At 48.6% G+C, this 16,530-nt stretch carries 19 protein-coding genes; 12 read left to right on the forward strand and 7 right to left on the reverse strand.

What is annotated here, in order from left to right; all coding sequences use genetic code 11:
* The coding region (locus Q0413_RS11190; RefSeq protein WP_366939623.1) for a hypothetical protein at window positions 1–77 on the reverse strand (77 nt) is incomplete at its 3' end.
* 90 nt (window positions 78–167) lie between these two features.
* On the reverse strand, window positions 168–1,385 hold the full coding sequence (locus Q0413_RS01395) for a metal-dependent hydrolase (protein ID WP_298986519.1): 1,218 nt from the start codon (window positions 1,383–1,385) through the stop codon (window positions 168–170).
* A gap of 172 nt (window positions 1,386–1,557) precedes the next feature.
* Between Q0413_RS01395 and aroQ the strand changes: the two genes are divergently transcribed.
* The 6 genes from aroQ (at window position 1,558) to mnmA (ending at window position 6,542) form a co-directional block, all read left to right on the forward strand.
* A complete protein-coding gene (aroQ, locus tag Q0413_RS01400) occupies window positions 1,558–2,025 on the forward strand; it encodes a type II 3-dehydroquinate dehydratase (protein WP_005869936.1) in 468 nt (155 codons plus the stop codon).
* A gap of 14 nt (window positions 2,026–2,039) precedes the next feature.
* Complete coding sequence (locus Q0413_RS01405) at window positions 2,040–3,065, forward strand: M24 family metallopeptidase (RefSeq protein ID WP_298986522.1); 1,026 nt, start codon at window positions 2,040–2,042, stop codon at window positions 3,063–3,065.
* Between the two features lie 10 nt (window positions 3,066–3,075).
* Complete coding sequence (folK, locus tag Q0413_RS01410) at window positions 3,076–3,612, forward strand: 2-amino-4-hydroxy-6-hydroxymethyldihydropteridine diphosphokinase (RefSeq protein ID WP_298986525.1); 537 nt, start codon at window positions 3,076–3,078, stop codon at window positions 3,610–3,612.
* Complete coding sequence (locus Q0413_RS01415; protein ID WP_298986527.1) at window positions 3,594–4,793, forward strand: P-loop NTPase; 1,200 nt, start codon at window positions 3,594–3,596, stop codon at window positions 4,791–4,793. The genes folK and Q0413_RS01415 overlap by 19 nt, the downstream gene beginning before the upstream one ends.
* A gap of 115 nt (window positions 4,794–4,908) precedes the next feature.
* Window positions 4,909–5,514: a TIGR00730 family Rossman fold protein gene (locus Q0413_RS01420; RefSeq protein WP_298986530.1), complete on the forward strand. Its 606-nt coding sequence runs from the start codon at window positions 4,909–4,911 to the stop codon at window positions 5,512–5,514.
* Window positions 5,511–6,542 (forward strand): tRNA 2-thiouridine(34) synthase MnmA, encoded by a 1,032-nt coding sequence (gene mnmA / locus Q0413_RS01425; protein ID WP_298986532.1) that lies wholly within the window; start codon window positions 5,511–5,513, stop codon window positions 6,540–6,542. Before Q0413_RS01420 ends, mnmA begins: the two co-directional genes overlap by 4 nt.
* Window positions 6,543–7,070: 528 nt before the next feature.
* On the opposite strand, the gene Q0413_RS01430 is transcribed toward mnmA, so the two are convergent.
* The 3 genes from Q0413_RS01430 to luxS all read right to left on the reverse strand — a co-directional run bounded on the left by Q0413_RS01430 (window position 7,071) and on the right by luxS (window position 10,100).
* Window positions 7,071–8,528 carry a DKNYY domain-containing protein gene (locus Q0413_RS01430; protein ID WP_298986535.1) on the reverse strand — a complete coding sequence of 486 codons (1,458 nt, stop codon included), beginning with the start codon at window positions 8,526–8,528 and terminating at the stop codon, window positions 7,071–7,073.
* Between the two features lie 163 nt (window positions 8,529–8,691).
* Window positions 8,692–9,030: a cupin domain-containing protein gene (locus tag Q0413_RS01435; RefSeq protein WP_297948926.1), complete on the reverse strand. Its 339-nt coding sequence runs from the start codon at window positions 9,028–9,030 to the stop codon at window positions 8,692–8,694.
* A 566-nt stretch (window positions 9,031–9,596) separates the two neighbouring features.
* Window positions 9,597–10,100, reverse strand: a complete 504-nt coding sequence (gene luxS / locus Q0413_RS01440; protein ID WP_298064121.1) for an S-ribosylhomocysteine lyase — start codon at window positions 10,098–10,100, stop codon at window positions 9,597–9,599.
* A 106-nt stretch (window positions 10,101–10,206) separates the two neighbouring features.
* Between luxS and Q0413_RS01445 the strand changes: the two genes are divergently transcribed.
* Window positions 10,207–10,416, forward strand: coding sequence for a 4-oxalocrotonate tautomerase family protein (locus Q0413_RS01445; protein ID WP_298986540.1), 210 nt, complete (start codon window positions 10,207–10,209; stop codon window positions 10,414–10,416).
* A 321-nt stretch (window positions 10,417–10,737) separates the two neighbouring features.
* Here the strand turns inward: Q0413_RS01445 and Q0413_RS01450 are convergent, their stop codons facing one another.
* Window positions 10,738–11,151, reverse strand: coding sequence for a hypothetical protein (locus Q0413_RS01450; RefSeq protein WP_298986542.1), 414 nt, complete (start codon window positions 11,149–11,151; stop codon window positions 10,738–10,740).
* Between the two features lie 80 nt (window positions 11,152–11,231).
* Between Q0413_RS01450 and Q0413_RS01455 the strand changes: the two genes are divergently transcribed.
* The 3 genes from Q0413_RS01455 (at window position 11,232) to Q0413_RS01465 (ending at window position 13,364) form a co-directional block, all read left to right on the forward strand.
* Window positions 11,232–11,921 carry a dUTP diphosphatase gene (locus tag Q0413_RS01455; RefSeq protein ID WP_298986545.1) on the forward strand — a complete coding sequence of 230 codons (690 nt, stop codon included), beginning with the start codon at window positions 11,232–11,234 and terminating at the stop codon, window positions 11,919–11,921.
* A 425-nt stretch (window positions 11,922–12,346) separates the two neighbouring features.
* Window positions 12,347–13,087, forward strand: a complete 741-nt coding sequence (locus Q0413_RS01460; RefSeq protein WP_298986548.1) for an EI24 domain-containing protein — start codon at window positions 12,347–12,349, stop codon at window positions 13,085–13,087.
* Window positions 13,088–13,160: 73 nt separating this feature from the next.
* Complete coding sequence (locus Q0413_RS01465; protein ID WP_297941994.1) at window positions 13,161–13,364, forward strand: hypothetical protein; 204 nt, start codon at window positions 13,161–13,163, stop codon at window positions 13,362–13,364.
* Between the two features lie 237 nt (window positions 13,365–13,601).
* Here the strand turns inward: Q0413_RS01465 and Q0413_RS01470 are convergent, their stop codons facing one another.
* Window positions 13,602–14,021: an acyl-CoA thioesterase gene (locus Q0413_RS01470; protein ID WP_297880791.1), complete on the reverse strand. Its 420-nt coding sequence runs from the start codon at window positions 14,019–14,021 to the stop codon at window positions 13,602–13,604.
* A 185-nt stretch (window positions 14,022–14,206) separates the two neighbouring features.
* Between Q0413_RS01470 and ciaB the strand changes: the two genes are divergently transcribed.
* Both ciaB and Q0413_RS01480 read left to right on the forward strand, forming a co-directional pair.
* Entirely contained in the window at window positions 14,207–16,021 is a 1,815-nt protein-coding gene (gene ciaB / locus Q0413_RS01475; RefSeq protein ID WP_298986550.1) for an invasion protein CiaB, read from the forward strand.
* Window positions 16,022–16,093: 72 nt separating this feature from the next.
* A partial coding sequence (locus tag Q0413_RS01480; protein ID WP_298986553.1) for a hypothetical protein occupies window positions 16,094–16,530 on the forward strand: 437 nt, incomplete at its 3' end.

Genomic DNA, 16,530 nt, shown 5'->3' on the forward strand with positions numbered 1-16,530 from the left:
AGATTGGACTTTGTTTGGAGTCGTCCCGCCGTATCGACAATGACGATATCGATACGGCGCGCCTTCGCCGCCTGCAAAAATCAAAAACAAAATAAGCAGAAAAATCAGGGATTTAAAGTATTTGTTGATAAACCCGAGCACGGCGCCGATCGGCGCAAAGATGTTTTTTAGAAATTGCATTTCATTCCTTCGATAAAAAGTGATTTCGCGTTTTTGCTCTGCAAAATAAGCTGTAGCGCCAGCTGGCTCTGCTCGCACTCAATGCCTTCAAAAACGGCGATGTCGGCGAGCTTACCGGCCCTCAGCTCGCCCAAATTTAGCCCCAGCGCGGCTGCTGCGTTTCTCGTCGCGCCTAAAATCAGCGCTCGCGCTAGTTCCGCCAAACCTAGCTCGTCGTGCATCATTAAATTTGCACGCAGCTCGTCTAAAAAGCTTAGGCTAAAATTTGAGCTAAGCCCATCGGTAGCGATGTTGTAATTAAGCCCGCTTGCGAGCAGCTTTTTAAAGCTCAGCCTCTTTTTGCTAAGCAGGCGGTTGGAGCGCGCGCAGTGCGTGATCGAGTGGAGCTTCGGATCAAAGATGCTAAAATCATCCACCCAAACGCAATGCGTAAAAAGCGTGCGAAGCCCGCTAAAATGCGCTACAAAGCTACGGGGCGAGTAAAAAGGCGCGGGCGTTGGGTTAAATTTAGAAAGCCAGGTTTTAAGCTTACCGCGCCCCGTGCGCAGCCACTGCCGCTCATACGCACTCTCCATAAAATGCGTGCTTATAGCAAGTCCGTTTTCGCGGGCAAGCTTCGTCGCAAACTCCGTAATCTGCGGGTGCGTCGAATACGGCGAGTGTACCGACACGGCGGGGATGAAAAGCGAGCTTGCAAACGCCTTTGAGCGCTCAAAACGCTGCTTAAATTTCAAAATATTCTCCGCCGTAGCGTCCTTGCTCGCGCCTAAAATTTCATTGAAAAACACGGTTCTAATGCCGCTTTGCGCGCAAGCTTCAGCCTCGCCGCCGAAGCTTGAAATTTCACCGATCGTACCCACGCCGCTTCGCATCATCGCGGCGATCTGCTCCGCGATTAGCCGTCCGCGCGCCGTGGCGTCCAGCTGCTGCCTTGAGGCGATGACGCTGCCTAGCCAGTCCAAAAAATCGCCGTAATGCAGCGTGCCTTTGTTTGCGCTAAATTCCAAATGCACGTGCGGATTTATAAACGCAGGCATCGCTATATCGCCGCTAAAGTCTAAAATTTCGGCTTGCGGGTATTTGCGCGCCGCACTCGCAAAGGCGCAGACCTCGATTATCTTCTCGTCAAAGACGATCGCGCCATCTTTTAAAATTTTAAAATTCTCATCGCAGACAAGAACCCACTTCGCCTTTAAAATTCTCATCGTTTTCCTTATCTAAAACAGCGCGTGATTTTAGCATAAAATTCTCTTCCGTGCTAAATTTAGAGATAAAATTTTAGCGACCGGGCTTGAACGGGCAAATTTGGCGCCATAGTAAAAAATAAGCTCGCTTTGGTTATAATTTTTGCTTAAATTTCAAAACAAGGACGCAAAAATGAAAATTATGGTGATTCAAGGACCGAATATCAATATGCTCGGTATGCGCGAACCCGCTATTTACGGGGTTATGAAGATGGAGGATATCCATAAGCAGATGAAGGCGGTCGCCGATCAGAGCGGCAACGAGATCGAGTTTTTTCAGAGCAATTTCGAAGGCGAGATCGTCGATAAGATCCAAGAGTGCTTCGGCACCTGCGACGGTATCATCATCAATCCTGCCGCCTACACGCACACTTCGCTCGCTATCCGCGATGCGCTCGCCGCAGTCAGCCTACCTGTGATCGAGGTGCATATCTCAAACATCGCTCGCAGAGAGGAGCTTAGACAAAAAAGTCTAATAGCGCCCGTAACAGCGGGTCAGATCATCGGATTCGGCCCTGTGGGATACCATCTGGCAATGATCGGAATGATTCAAATTTTTGAGCAGATCAAGGCAGCCAGAGCCGAGCAGAAAGCCAAATAAGTTTGGGATTAAATTTGAAAAATTTTATCCTAAAGGACGAAAACGCCGTTTACCACGAGTGCGGATACAGCTGCGACAATGCGATATTTTTGAGTCTTTCGGGGCGCAAATTTTTCCTCACCGATGCGCGTTATAGCATCGAGGCGCGCGAGCTTTGCAAAGATACCGAGGTTATCGAGGTCGAGCGAAATTTGATAAAAGACGCACGGCTGTTTTTGCGAAAGGCTGGCGTAAAGGAGCTTAGCTACAACCCGTACGATTTTAGCGCGGGTGAGTGGGAGGCGCTGAGCAAGGGGCTTGGGATAAGATTTAAGGCGCGGGCGAATTTTGCGCAAATTTCGCGCATAGTAAAATCAGAAGACGAGATAAAAATTTTAAAACGCGCGGCGCAGCTGGGCGCGGAGAGATTTGACGAATTTGCCGCGTTCGTGCGCGCTAGCGGCGAAGGGATGAGCGAAGAGGAGCTGTTTTTTAATGCCGAGCTTATCTTTAAGAAAAAGGGTGAGCTTGCGCTTAGCTTTTCGCCTATCGTCGCGATCAACGAAAACGCCGCCAAGGCGCACGCTCTGCCGAGTAAAAAGCGGCTGCGGCAGGGCGATTTGCTCCTGCTTGACGCGGGGGTTAAATTTAATCGCTACTGCTCGGATAGGACGCGCACGGCGTGCTTTGACGAAAATTTTAACTTCGGCAAGGAGCAAAATTTTAAAAACGCCAAACGACAAGAAATTTACGAAATCGTAAAAGAGGCTCAGGCTCTTGCGATCGCGGCGGTTATGCCCGGTAAAAAGGCGCGCGAGATCGACGCGGCGGCTAGGGATTTTATCGCGAGGCATGGTTACGGCGAAGCGTTTTTCCACAGCACCGGACACGGCGTCGGAGTCGATATCCACGAGCTTCCGTTTATCTCAAAGCGCGGAGAGACCGTGCTAAAAGAGGGAATGGTCTTTAGCGTGGAGCCGGGGATCTATCTGCCTGGCGAGTTTGGCGTGCGCATCGAGGACGTCGTGGTCGTGCGCGAAAACGGAGCTGAAATTTTATGAGAGTAGCCAGGTGAACGTGCGGCTTAAGAAAAATGGATTTTACGAGTGCGCGGACGCGCTGTGCGTCGTAAAAAGCGCCGTTTTCCCGATGAGGCGCCGCGAGCGCGGAAATTTTAAAAATTTATACCTACTTGGACTCGGCGGGAATTTAGGAGATGTCAGGCGGCGCTTCGAGCGATTTTATCGCGTTTTACAGAGCGATACGCGCTTTTTCGTAGCGCAAAATTCCTTGATTTTAAAAAACAGACCGTTTGGTTTTTTAGATCAGCCCGATTTTTTAAACGCCGTGATGCTAGTGCAAAGCTCCCTAGCGCCGCTTGCGCTGCTTAAGATTATGCAGCGCGCAGAGCTACGATTTGGGCGCAAAAGAAGCTTCAAAAACGCGCCGCGCACGCTGGACGTGGATATTTTATATGCAAGCGCGAAGGTGCGTGCCTGCGAGCGGCTGATGCTGCCGCATCCAGGTGCTTGCGAGCGTATAAGCGTGATTTTGCCACTTGGAGAGATGAAATTTAAAAGAGGACTGATATGCAAACTAAAATCGTAAATTTTTTAAGCGCCAAGGGCGGAGTCGGCAAGAGCGTGATTGCAGCAAATTTCGCCGAAATTCTAAGCGAGCAGGGCTACCGCACGGCGATCATAGAAGCGCCAAATTTAAACAATCAAGAGATCATCTTAAACGCTTTGCAAAGAAAGAGGATTTCGCTACCAAGCGCCGTCGCGGTAAAAATTTCTCAAAATTTAACTCTCGTCTCGCCCGCGGTTGCTTCACAAAATTCTGTAAATAGCGCGAATTCTGCAGCGCAAAATTCTATCAAAAATGCAGGCTCTAGCGCGGACGATTGCGTCATGCAAAATTCTACGGATAGCGCGCAAGGCTCGCAAGACGACGAAAGTCTCAGCTCGCACAATTACGCGCAAAAACTCACGAGCTCTGATGGCAAAAACAACTCAGAAAATTCCGCCGCTTCAAATTCAATAGCAAACGCTGCAAAAAATTCTACGAATTGTGCAGCCAAAAAGCCGCAAAATTGCGAAGATGGATGGAATTTTACAGAATCAGAAAGCCTAGAGAATTTTAAAAGCGATGATTTCACCAAACAAAATTCAATCCATGGCGAGAATTCTCAAAATTCTGCAAGTAAAGATGAAATGAAAAATTCCGCCCGCTCATCAAATCCCGAAGAAGCCGGAAATTCCGCGAGTGCAAAAGCTCACGAAAGCCCCGCTCGCTTCGCAAGCGAGCTAAAAGAGGCGGGAATCTTCGATTTTATTTTGATCGATGCGGGGCTTGAGTATCTTGGAGATTTTTTGAGCATCGGCGACGAAAATATCGTGCTGTGTGCGAACGAGCCCTGCTCGATCAGCAATACCTACGCGCTTTTAAAGACGCTTGGAGCGAGCAAAAAAGAGGTTTTGTTTTTGCTAAATTTCACCGCAAGCGAGGATGATGCCGTGATGATCTACGACAATCTAAAGTCGGTTGCGCACCGCAATATAAGCGAGCTGGGCTTTAAACTGCTAGGCTTTGTGCCGTTTTGCAAACAAGTAGCCGTCTGCTCACAAAATCGCGCGCTTTTTAACTCACACTATCCGTTTTCGCCCGCTACTATCGCGCTTAAGCAGAGCGTCTCGCGATTTTTGAGCAAGCAGGGCTGCGAGCCGATCGATATGAGCGCTTACCGCGGCGTCGGCGGATTCTTACGAAAACTTAGCAACCTAGTATGATTTACGATGAGATTTTAAATCGCGCAAATTCTACTATTTTAAACGGAATTTTAAAAATTTAATGCTATTCTTAAAGCTAAAATTTTAAATAATATACATAAAAGATAGATTAATCATGCAGTTGAAAGAAATTTTAAAAGACATCAAAATCGCCCGCGACAATCTCAAAAACGTGGGCAAAAGCGCCACGATCTTCGGCTCGGCACGCTTTAGCGAGGATAATCGCTATGTAAAAGACGCGCAAAAGCTCTGCGAGGGGCTCGCTGATTTAGGATACTCGATCATCACCGGAGGCGGTGGCGGCATTATGCAAGGCGCCAACCGAGGCGCATTTGCGAGGGCGAGGACGCACAGCGTGGGCTTTAACATCATGCTGCCGTTTGAGCAAAAAAGCAACGGCTTTTTGACGCAGGGCGCGAAATTTTCGGCATTTGCACCGCGCAAAGGCGCTCTCATCGAAAACAGCGAAATTTTCGTCATCTTTCCGGGCGGCTTTGGGACGCTGGATGAGTTTTTTGAAATTTTAGTGCTGGTGCAGACGGGCTTCAAGCGCGCACGGATCTATCTTTACGACGAGGAATTCTACGCGCCTTTGATGGAGTTTTTCCGCACTTCACTGCTAAAATCTGGCGCGATAAACGAAGAGGATATACAAAATTTCATGCTCTGCGACAGCGTGGATGAAATTTTGACGGACGTGCGACGTAAGGAGAACGAATGAAAATTTTAGTCGCAATGAGCGGCGGCGTGGATAGCTCGATGTGCGCGAAGCTGCTGAAGGACGCGGGCCACGAGGTGCAGGGCTGCTATATGAAGCTGCACGCAAAGCCCGGCTATCATGAGGCAAACATCGCCAAAGTTCGCAAGGTTGGCGAGTTTTTGGGTATAAAAATCCACATTTTGGATCTGCAGGAGGATTTTAATCGCGACGTTTACGAGCCCTTCGTGCAGGCCTATATCGGCGGTCTTACGCCGAATCCGTGCGCGCTGTGTAACCGCCGCATAAAGCTCGGCAAGCTCTTGGAATTTGCGCGCGAGCAGGGCTTTGAGCGCCTAGCTACGGGGCATTACGTCCGCATCGAGGACGGGCTTTTAAAAGCCGCGACCGATCTTAGCAAAGATCAGAGCTATTTTTTAGCAAACATCGATCCCGCCGCGCTTAAGTTTATGCTCTTTCCGCTTGGAGGGATGTATAAAAAGGACGTCAAAGAGGCCGCGCGCGCCTATGCGGAGCTTTCGCAGATCGCTTCTGCGAGCGAAAGCAGCGAGATCTGCTTTGTGGACACCACCTATATCGACGTTTTGAACCGCCACACGGGTACCAAAATGCCCGGCATCGTGCGCGACCGCGCGGGCAACGCCGTGGGCACCCACGAGGGCTATATGCACTACACGATCGGCAAGCGCCGCGGTTTTACGGTGCACGGCGCGCATGAGCCGCACTTCGTGCTAAGCATCGACTCGAGCAAAAACGAGATCGTCGTGGGCGGCAAGGACGAGCTGGCGACCTACGAGTTCGACACCGAAAATTTCAACGCCTTTTTAAGCAGGGATGAAATTTTAAATATGCCTGGTCTCGGCGTTAAGATCCGCTACCGCAGCGCCAAACTCCCCGTTAAAATTTCGCCGCGCGAAGGAGGCGGGGTGCATGCCGTGCTATCCGCGCCCGCAGCAGGCATCGCTCCGGCACAGCTCGCGGTTTTCTACGACGAGCGCGACCGCGTAGTGGCAAGCGGATTTATAAAATAAAGTTCCTCGCATCCTATGCTCGCTTTTGGCGCCGCTTAGGGCTCATCTGTTCGTAAAATGACACTTTGATCGCGCCGCTTGGTTCGCGCTTGCTTTGTTAAATTTCATATCGAAAAAGAGATTTACGCTTTTGAATCCGCGCCTTTAAATTTTATCTTGCAAGCCTGAGCACACAAATATTATGAGTGTAGCTTTACGATTGAGGCTTTTAAATTTACGCTCTGTCGCTGTGTTACCTACACTGCTAGCGAAATTTACGAAAGTTGCGGCGCTAAAATAAAATTTACGGCGACGTCTTATCCAAGCGCGACGCGACGCGAAAATCGCGACCGATACAAAATATTTCGCACGCCGTCGCGACGACGCGAAATGAAATTTGCGCGCTCCCTCTTAAAGCGATTTGCAATGAAATTCTAAACCTGTGCTAGAGCCCACGAAGATGTTTAAATTTTATAAATTTATGCCGAAATAAAATCAAATTTAAAATTTAGCAGCACTTTCCATGCTCGAATTGTGCTCAAATCGCGGCTAAAATTCCACCCGCGTCTTTACCTCAAAAAGCAGCTCGCCGTCTACCGCCTCAAGCCCGCCGCTCTTTATCATCTCGCGAATTTTACTCGTGCCAAGGCTACTTTTTTGAAGCAAAATTTCAACCAAGTCTAGATCCCTAATCTCATAAATGCACCGATCTATCAGCTGCGAAGAGCCCAGATCGTCGAAGTAGAAAAATCGCCCACCGTTTGAATAGATCCAGCCGTATAGCCCGCCGTGCACGCCGCCGACCCTGCGCCACTCATGCGGCAGCTCGAGCGCGAAAAGCCCGCTTTTGCGAGCGACCAGCCTACGACTGCTACGGCCGCCGCCCCAAACTTCGGCGCCTTCTAAAAAATATATCCGCTCGCCGCTTTGAAATACGCTGCCGCTAAGCGCGCGAACTTCGCCCTCAAAGGGGTTGTCTGCCGCGCGCTTTTGCTTTCCGTCATTCTCGTCAAAATAATAGATGCCGCCAGGGGAGGCAAAAAGCAGATGGTTTGAGTGCGCGAGCTGCCTATTTAGCGGAGTATAGGGCGCGGCGGCGAGGTCAAATTTTAAATCATTCGCAAAAACGTCGCCGCTTTTCGCATCCCACAAAAAATAGTCCAACCACTGCCTCAAAAGTTCGTAATGCCCGCCGTTATCGCGCGCGTCAAGGCGCAGGTTTTTAAAATACACGTTCGTGCCGTCCGCGGTATAAACGCCGCTAGCCCTTCCGTCAGAGCCTTTTATAGCCTGCAAGTTCGCGGCATCGGCGCCCGGCAAAATCTCTCCTTTATAAAACGCGCGAGAGCCCTGCGCAGCGTAATACACGCCCGCGATTTGGCGCAGATCCGTAGCGTCCATTCGTTTAAATTTATAAACGTAGCTTTGCGGCTTGGGCGCATTCCAAAAAATATGCGCCAAGGTTTCATAAGTAAGCTTAAGCGCCCCCAGCGCGTCGTTAGGTACCGCCTCGCCGTCGCAAAAATAACTGATCCGCCCGTCGCTTACGTATCCGAACGCCACGGCTTTCGTGCGCGCGGGCTCCAGCTCGCTCATCGCGATGTTTCCGCAATATACGGCGTTTTTATCCGCGGCGACGTTGGAGCGGTAGCCGGAGCCGAAATCCAAAACCCGAAAGCTCGCCGCGTCCGCGCCCGGTATCACAAAATAGCCCGCACCCACCACGAGGGCGTAAATTTCATCTCCTTTTTTGTAAAAATCGCTGTATTTGATCTGCTCGTCGTCCCGCGGCGAGTAGTCGTCTGCGGAATTTATAACCGCAAACAGAGCGAGCGCGCTAAAAGCCGCAAATACAAATGTCGCGCCAAGCACGATCTTGCGCCAAAGTGGCATGCCTCGAGGCGCGTCTCGCACCGGCTTACGATCTGCTTCTGCCTTGCGCGCCCTAGCTTTGCGCTTCTTTTGCGAGCGCTCATCCTTTGGCTCTTGCGTAAAATCCTCATACATCTTTTGCCTCAAATTTAATCTCGCCGCAGATTGCGCGGCACTTGAAATTGTACAAAAGCGCGGCTAAATTTATGAAATTTAACGCTACGGACAAATTCTAATTCAACTCTTTGCGACGCTAATTTATTTTGCGAATACCACAAAATCTCTGGCAAATTTTAATTCAAAGCGCTTCGTAGCCGCACGGAATCGGCGCCGTAACGCTTGCAAACACAAAATCCTCATCGCCCGTATTTTTCATACCGTGACACTCTCCGCTTTTGGAAATGATTAGATCGCCCGCACAGATCGGCACCTCCTCGCCCTTGCTCGGATAAAACACGCCGCGTCCGCTTAAGCAGATCCACACGTCATCGCCACCGGGGTGAATATGCGGCGCTACGACCTGGCCGCGTTTGACGATCCAAACCGCGCCGCAAGTGGCCTCCGTAGTAAAAAATGTCGTTTTTACGGCTCGCTCGTCGCTACAAATAGCATCTTTTATATGAAAAATTCTTTGCATTTTCTCTCCTTTAAGTTCACCGCATCCGGTGCGGTTTCGGCGGAATTTTAGCATTCTTTTCGTGCAGCGAAAGTGAAATTTCAAGCGCCAAACTCACAACGCAACCTTAAATAAAAATTCTAAATTCTCGTTTTGCTATACGATTTTTTTGGAAGATTGAAGATCGCATCTGAAAGTAAGAAGGCGCATAAACATGGTATTTGCGGATAGAATTTCGGCTTTAATTTAAGACGAAATTTTAAAAATTCTTCTAAATTTAAAGCCGGCCTACGAGATAAATTTATTAAATTTGATATGAGCTTTGCTTACGCGCTTTTGCTACCCAGATTAAAGCCAAATCGTAGCTTTTATCAAAAACCTCGCATGGCGTAGACTTTACGGCAAGCGCCAAGTCGGTTTATAAATAGATGCTACCTCCGGCTTGTTTTAGCAGATACGCATTTTTGCGCCTCGAATTTTTGCATATTTTACGATAATATTTTATGGTGCATTATACACTGATCGCGGAACAAGCAGTGCCCAAAGAGATAGTGCTAGAATTTTGCGCTATCTCTTAAATTTTAAAACTATTTTATCTTGCTTGGATCCAGCGCGATCTCGTCGTTTTTGATCACGCCGATACCCTTATTTAGTACGTTTTGCGCGATCTGTTTGGCTTCTGCTAGCGAGTGCATCGCGAAGGTGCCGCACTGAAATTTATTCAGCTCGGGGATCTCTGCTTGAGAGCCCACGCCCAAAATATCCTTCATACTCGCGCTCCACGCCGCTGCGACGGCACTCTCGCTAGGCGTGCCGATCACGCTCATATAAAATCCCGTGCGGCACCCCATCGGCGAGATGTCGATGATCTCGACGTCCGCGCTATTTAGGTGCTCGCGCATAAAGCCCGCGAAAAGATGCTCCAGCGTGTGGGTGCCGCGCTCGCTCATGATCTCTAAATTCGGGCGGCAAAACCGCAGATCATAGACGCTAATTTTATCGCCGCTTTTGGTGCGCATGCTCTTTGCGAGCCGCACGCCCGGGGCATTCATGCGAGTATGATCGACCTTGAAACTATCTAACAATGGCATATTTTCTCCTTAAATTCAGATCGCGGCGATTTTAACATAAAATTTCGCACTTTCAGGCGCACAGACGAAATTTTGGCTACAATTACGTTTATTTTAAGGAGAATTAATGCCCTACATAAACGTTAAAATCACCAAAGAACGTGGCGGCTTAAGTCGCGAACAAAAAGCAAAGCTCGTCAAGAATCTCACCGACGCCCTCGTAGCCGTGCTGGGTAGGGGCGAGAAAACCACGGTCGTGACGATAGACGAAATATCCACTGACGACTACGCGATCGGCGGACGACTAGTAAGCGAAATCAGAAAGCGGCAGAGCTAAGCTCGCGCACCAGATTAAGTTTGAAAAGCGAAATTTTAGAATTTTAAAATTTTCACGCAAAATTCTATGCGGCAGGCTCCGCTTCTAAGGGAATAAAATTTGTGACAATCCCCGCTTGCAAGATGAAATTTTACGCTAAATTCCATACTGTAAAATTCCAAAAACCAACCGAGCGGAAATTTTAAGGCGGATCTAATGGTGAAATTCTTTGAAAAATAGACAAGATAGAATTTATGCAAGTTTTAAAAATTTTACCAGATAAAATTTAATCCTCGCAAAGTTTAAAATTTCGTAAAAATAAATAGACGATTTATTAGCGAATTAGCGTTCCCAAATTAGCTTTTTGCCGAAAGTTAGAGTATTATCGGTCATTTTCATCCAATCGATTCTGATCGTAAAAAAATCGGTCTGCATCGCGCGCGCAAACGGGAAGCGCTTAAGATATAGCGAGGTTTCGCGCTCATCCGCGCTACGGATATGGCCGCAAATCTGCACGCCTTTAATCCTGCCTACAAATTTCGTATCCAGCGCGACTGTAGCCGCAACTCCGCGGTTGGCAAAGACTGCTTTGATATGCTCGGAGTCGCTCGCACTTGCGATGATGAGCTCCTTATTTTGCGGATCGTAGGCATAAAATGCATTGCAGCAATATGGCAGATTATTGCGCAAAACTCCGAGAGATAGGAGTTTCATCCTGCCTAAAAACTCGTCGAATTTATCCTGAGCGGCACACATTTTAAGCCTCCTTTTTGCTAAATTATACAATGATTTTCTTTTATTAGCTATAATCGCGAGCCAAAATTAGGAGAATTTTTATGGAAAATTATAAAAAAGTAAAAGAGATGTTTTTGATGCAGCAAGCCCTAAATGACGAAACAAATGGCGTGGGCTGGGAGGACGGCTATACAAAAAACGGCAAACTTATCAACTGGAAGCGCTGCATTTACATGGAATGCGCAGAGCTCATCGATAGCTTTGCGTGGAAGCATTGGAAAAATATCTCTGCAGCGCCGGACGTGAATAATATCGTCATCGAGATCGTTGATATTTGGCACTTTGTAATGAGCTATATTTTAGAGCAATATTACGGTAGCAAAGACATCGATCACATCGTAAGCGACGTCACAGCAGTAAGCGGATTTGCGGAGTTTAGCTCCTACGCCTACGATGTGCGCGAATACAGCATCTACGAAATCGTAAACGACATCGAGCTCATAATCCACGAAACGAGCGGCTTTGAGCTGCAAATCGGCGAGCTGCTGACCGATTTTTTTCGCGTCGCGATTAAATGCGGAGTGAGCTTAGACATACTTTTTGCCAAATATATCGGCAAAAACGTGCTAAATAAATTCCGCCAAAATAACGGCTACAAAGAAGGCGGCTACCGCAAAATCTGGGGAGACCTTGAGGATAACGAGGTGCTAATAGAGGTGCTATCAAAAGGCGCGGTAAGCGCAAACGAAATTTACGAGCAATTGCAAAAGATCTACGACGCGACGAAGTGAAGTCGTGGGTTTGCGCGCGAGATTTACCTTTGAAATTTTGAAATTTCATCTATAAAATTTCGGCATGCAAATTTTAAAAAAGGGCTTTGATTTGGAATTCTGCAATTTTGTGCCTGAAATTTTACGCAGTGCCAGCTTATTTATAAGTGGCAAAATTCCGCGCAGCAAGCAAATAAATATTCACAACAGGTAAAAACCAAGCTAGGATGCGGTCTCCATTTACGCACTATAAATGAGCAAATTAAACACGGGTGGGCGAGCGATCAAAGCATAAATTTAGTATTATAATGCGAGATGAGCCGGTTAAAGTAAGCGAATGAGCCAAGCGAGCGGATCAATGAGGCGCGTTTCGTGCGGCAGTCAAAATAAATCTCAGCTCAAATTCCGTCGCAAAAGTCGCTAAAATAACGCAAATAGGAGCATATATGGGTAGAATTTTTAATTTGGCAAAGCAGGATTTTTTTACGCGCAAGTTCATTTTGCTCTCGCTATTGCCGCTTGTGTGCTCGCTCATAATCTTAGGTACGCTCGCATTTTTCGGCGGCAAAGAGCTTTTTGACGCGCTTTCGCAGGGCGCGCAAAGCGGCGATTTTAGCTTCTTGGACGAGCAGCGCTTCCCAATAATTGCAAAAATTCTAAGTTTTGCTGCTACGAAGTGGATTATCGGCGCGATTTTTTCGGTGTTTGCCAGCTTCGCGGTGCTGATGCTTAGCGTGTTTTGCGCGCTTATCATCGCAGCCTTTCTGACACCCGCAGTCACTAAAGAGATCAACGCGCGCCACTACCGCCTAATCCGCGCGGACGAAGCGAGCACGGCGCGAGTGCTAAAGCTGATGAGCGTTGAAATTTTAAAATTTTTAGCGATTTTATTTATCTGTTCGGTGCTTTTGTTCGTGCCGGTAATAAATTTATTCATAATCAACGTGCCGTTTTTTTATATCTATTACAAGCTGGTTCTAATCGACGTCGCTTCAAATGCGTTAAGCGCGAAAAGCTTCGAGCGCTCTTATAAAATGGGTGGCGGATATAAATTTGCCCTAAGCGCTTTTATTTTTTATCTGCTGTGTTTGATCCCGCTGGTAGGATTATTTTTCCAGCTATTTTTCATCATCTTTTTGACGCACGTAGTGCTGATAGACGAAAGCGCCCGCAATAAAAATCGCTAAAGATTAACTAAAATCAATGAAAAATTTTGAAATTTTCATAAAATAGTGCGAAATTTTTTAAGAAAGGATTTCTATGAAATCAGGTGATATTTACATTTGCAATATATGTTCGCTAAAAAGCAGCGACGATGAAAATGCGGTCTTTATCAAGGCGCATAAAAACGGCGAGACGGTGCATATCTGCACATCCTGCATGCCTAGCGTCATCCACGGCTCAGGCATGGTCGTAAAAAGCAACTCCGAGATCGAAGAAGAGCTTCAAGACGCTACAAACTAGCTGCTAGCACGACTTACCGCGGCGCGTTTTAATTTGTTTATTAATCTGCGCGCCGCAAAATTCCAAAATTCCGTCTGCGAGGTTTTCCGCCAAAATACTGCACAGCAAAATTCCACGCTTAAAATTATAAAATTTTACGCAGCAAATTCTGTGCACTAAGCTTATCCCACATAAGAATTTTCGCGTTATAAGCTTGACGCTAAAATTCCTTGAGCTGAAACTAAAGTCTGAGAAATTTTAAAATCCGTGCAGCCGCTTGATCTCTGCGCTGATAGGCTTTTTTTGGCCTGATTTGGTCACGCTTACGTAGGTTGCGATCGCGCTGGTTACGTGCAAGCACTCGCGAAATCCGTCCTCACCAAGCCGCAGCGCTGCGACCTCGATCTGCACGCGGATAGAGGTATTTCCCACGCTTAGGACTTTTGCGTAGCAGCTGATGACATCGCCGATAAATACGGGCTGCTTGAAAGTTACCTCCTGCATCGAGATCGTCACGACCCGCTCGGGCGCTATCTCGCGCGCCGCCGTCGCGCCCGCTAAATCGATCTGCGCTAGTATCCAGCCGCCGAAAATATTGCCCGAGCTATTCGTATCCTTAGGCAGCGCTACGACCTTGATGCGCGGCTCGCCGAAATCGTCTAAGTCTAAATCGCTCATTTTTACTCCTTAAATTTAAAAATCTCGCATTTTAACCGCGCAAATTTAACACTTTTTCGATACAATCGGCAAAAATCTATGTCGAAATTTTAAAATTTTAAGTGGATGCGAGGATAGAATTTTGCTCGCGAAGCAGACACATTCCGCTCGCAAAAAGACGATAAAAACGACAAAAAGGATACGCGATGAACGATTTTGCAAAACTTAGCGAGATGGCAGCCGCCGCCAAAGCGCGACTAAACGCCCTCTACGACGAGCCGCACGCCGAGCTGATCGCGCGCGGGCTAGAAATTTGCGGCTTTGAGTCTGGCGATACTGCGTGCATCGCCGTGCTGCGCCGCATCGTGGATCTCAAAGAGGATCCGCTGCTGCAAGAATTTCGCCGCTTGGGCTACGATGAGGCGCGCCAGCGCGAGCTAAAGAGCAAAATGTATGATTTCACGCGCAAAATACATGAGGGCATGCACGAAGCGCTCATCGCCGAAGCGAGCGCACAGGGGATTTTGCAGCCCTTTTATCTGGAGCTTTTAAAGGGCGTGCACCGCATCGGGCTCGTGATAAGCGATATGCAAAAAAGCTGGCAAGCCCTAATCATCGAAGGCACGAACAAGCGCTTACAGCAGGAATTTAGCTCGCTTGCGCAGGCGAAGGAATTTTTACTGCAAGAGGAGCTGTTTATGCGCACGCCTCACGGCGAGATCTGCGAGCGCTGCTACGGCGCGATAGTGCAGCGCGAGGGCAAATCCCAAATGGTGCCCTACGCCGTGGCATTTGCGGATGAGACGGCAAAGCTACAGAGCGAATTTAGCGATCTTTTGGAGCGCCTGGTGACGCTTGCCGAAGATGAGAGCGAGCTAGCTTACGTCGCGTATCTAAGCAAGCTCAAACAGGCCTTTTGCGAAAAGGACGCTAGCGCGGTGATCAGCGCGTGGCGGGATGCGGAGATCGCGTGGATGGATATAAAAACGCCGCTTCAGATCGGTCATCCGCTTGAGTACTATGAGGATGCCTACACGCACGCAGTCGCGCTGGAATGGGACGTCAGGCTTGCAGGCGCGTATGAGTTTAGCGCGGAGGAATTTAAAGCGCGCGTAAGCGAGAGTTTTGAGCGCGCGTATGAAAAAATCGGCGCAAACAATGCCGTCATGCACTCGCTCGTGCTCTCAAACATCGCCAAGACCCAGCTTTATGTCTGCGCGCCGCTGATCTACTACGGAGCCGATCTTAACGGGCTCTTTTCGGCGCAGGTCGTACCCAACGACGAGTTCGTAAGCACCAACTGCGGCAAGAAAATTTTCGCCTTCGTAAATTTCGTCTATGAAAGCGCCAAGGCTAGACCTTTTATGCGGCTAAGCAGCGAAATTTTCGACCTCGACTATCTAAATTTCGGACGCGAAATTTTATTTAAAAAGCCGCAAATTTGGCGCCGCGTCTATGAAATATCGACGATCGGGCATGAGTTCGGGCATATATTTTTCATCGACGCTGACACCGAGGCGCGCATGAACCGCTCGGGGCTTTTTAAGCTCATCGAGGAGTACAAGGCGACTACGGGCGGGCTCGTGAGCTTCTTTTTCCACGAGGAGGCGGAGTTTTGCCTGCCGGTGCTGGATGAGCTGATCCGCCGTGCCGTGGGGCTCATCGCGTGGCAGCGGGTGGAGGAGCTCAAGCCCTACTACTGCGAGGCTCTGATACATCTGAGCTTGCTTTTTGCATCGGGCGTTTTGAAATTTGACGGCATGCGGCTGGCGGTTAAATTTGACCGCGCAGGCTATGAGAGCTTCAAAGCCGCGTGCTTGCAAAACTACGAGGAGCTGGCGCGGCTTTATTGCGACAAAAAGGACGCGGCGGAATTTTTATCGCGCTTCGCGGAGCTTAGCGGCGGCGTATATCTGCCGCGCGAGGCGCAAGTGCGAGAGTTTGTGGAGTTTTACTACTCGCGCTACGAAGCGATCGGCAACGAAACGGATCCTAGCAATGAACGAGCAAAGTGGCTTTAAAATTTCAGCTCCAAACCGCGCCTTAGAATAATGGAAAGCGAGTAAAATTCCGCGGAATTTTAAAGGGGAAGCATGAGATATTTTAAAAATTTACTCTCTGATTTGCGAAACGGCAGGCTCGCGCTGCACCCGATTTTGCTTGCGGCGACGTTTTGCATAGTGAAAATTTCGTGGCCTTATTTAATAGGACCTACGGGCGATGATGGCTCGGGCGGGACAATCTTCGGTAACTTCATATTTTGGGACCTTGCAGCATGCACGTGTTTCATAGCGCTGGGCGCACATCTTGTCTATGTGGCGGGGCGTGGCAGCAAAAACAGCCAAAGTAGTAGCTGCGAAAACAGCGACTACGAAGGCGCGATGCAACCCCGTGGGCTGCGCTATTTAGCCGTGCTACGCGCTATCTTATGTGCCCTATGTATCATCGCTTGCGTGGTGGGCTATCTTACCGCGGATGTAAATCACCAAAAATTAGGCGTTCTAAATTGGTTTTTTCCGGCCGCGCTAGC

Source organism: uncultured Campylobacter sp. (assembly GCF_938045465.1).
Classification (GTDB): Bacteria; Campylobacterota; Campylobacteria; order Campylobacterales; family Campylobacteraceae; genus Campylobacter_B.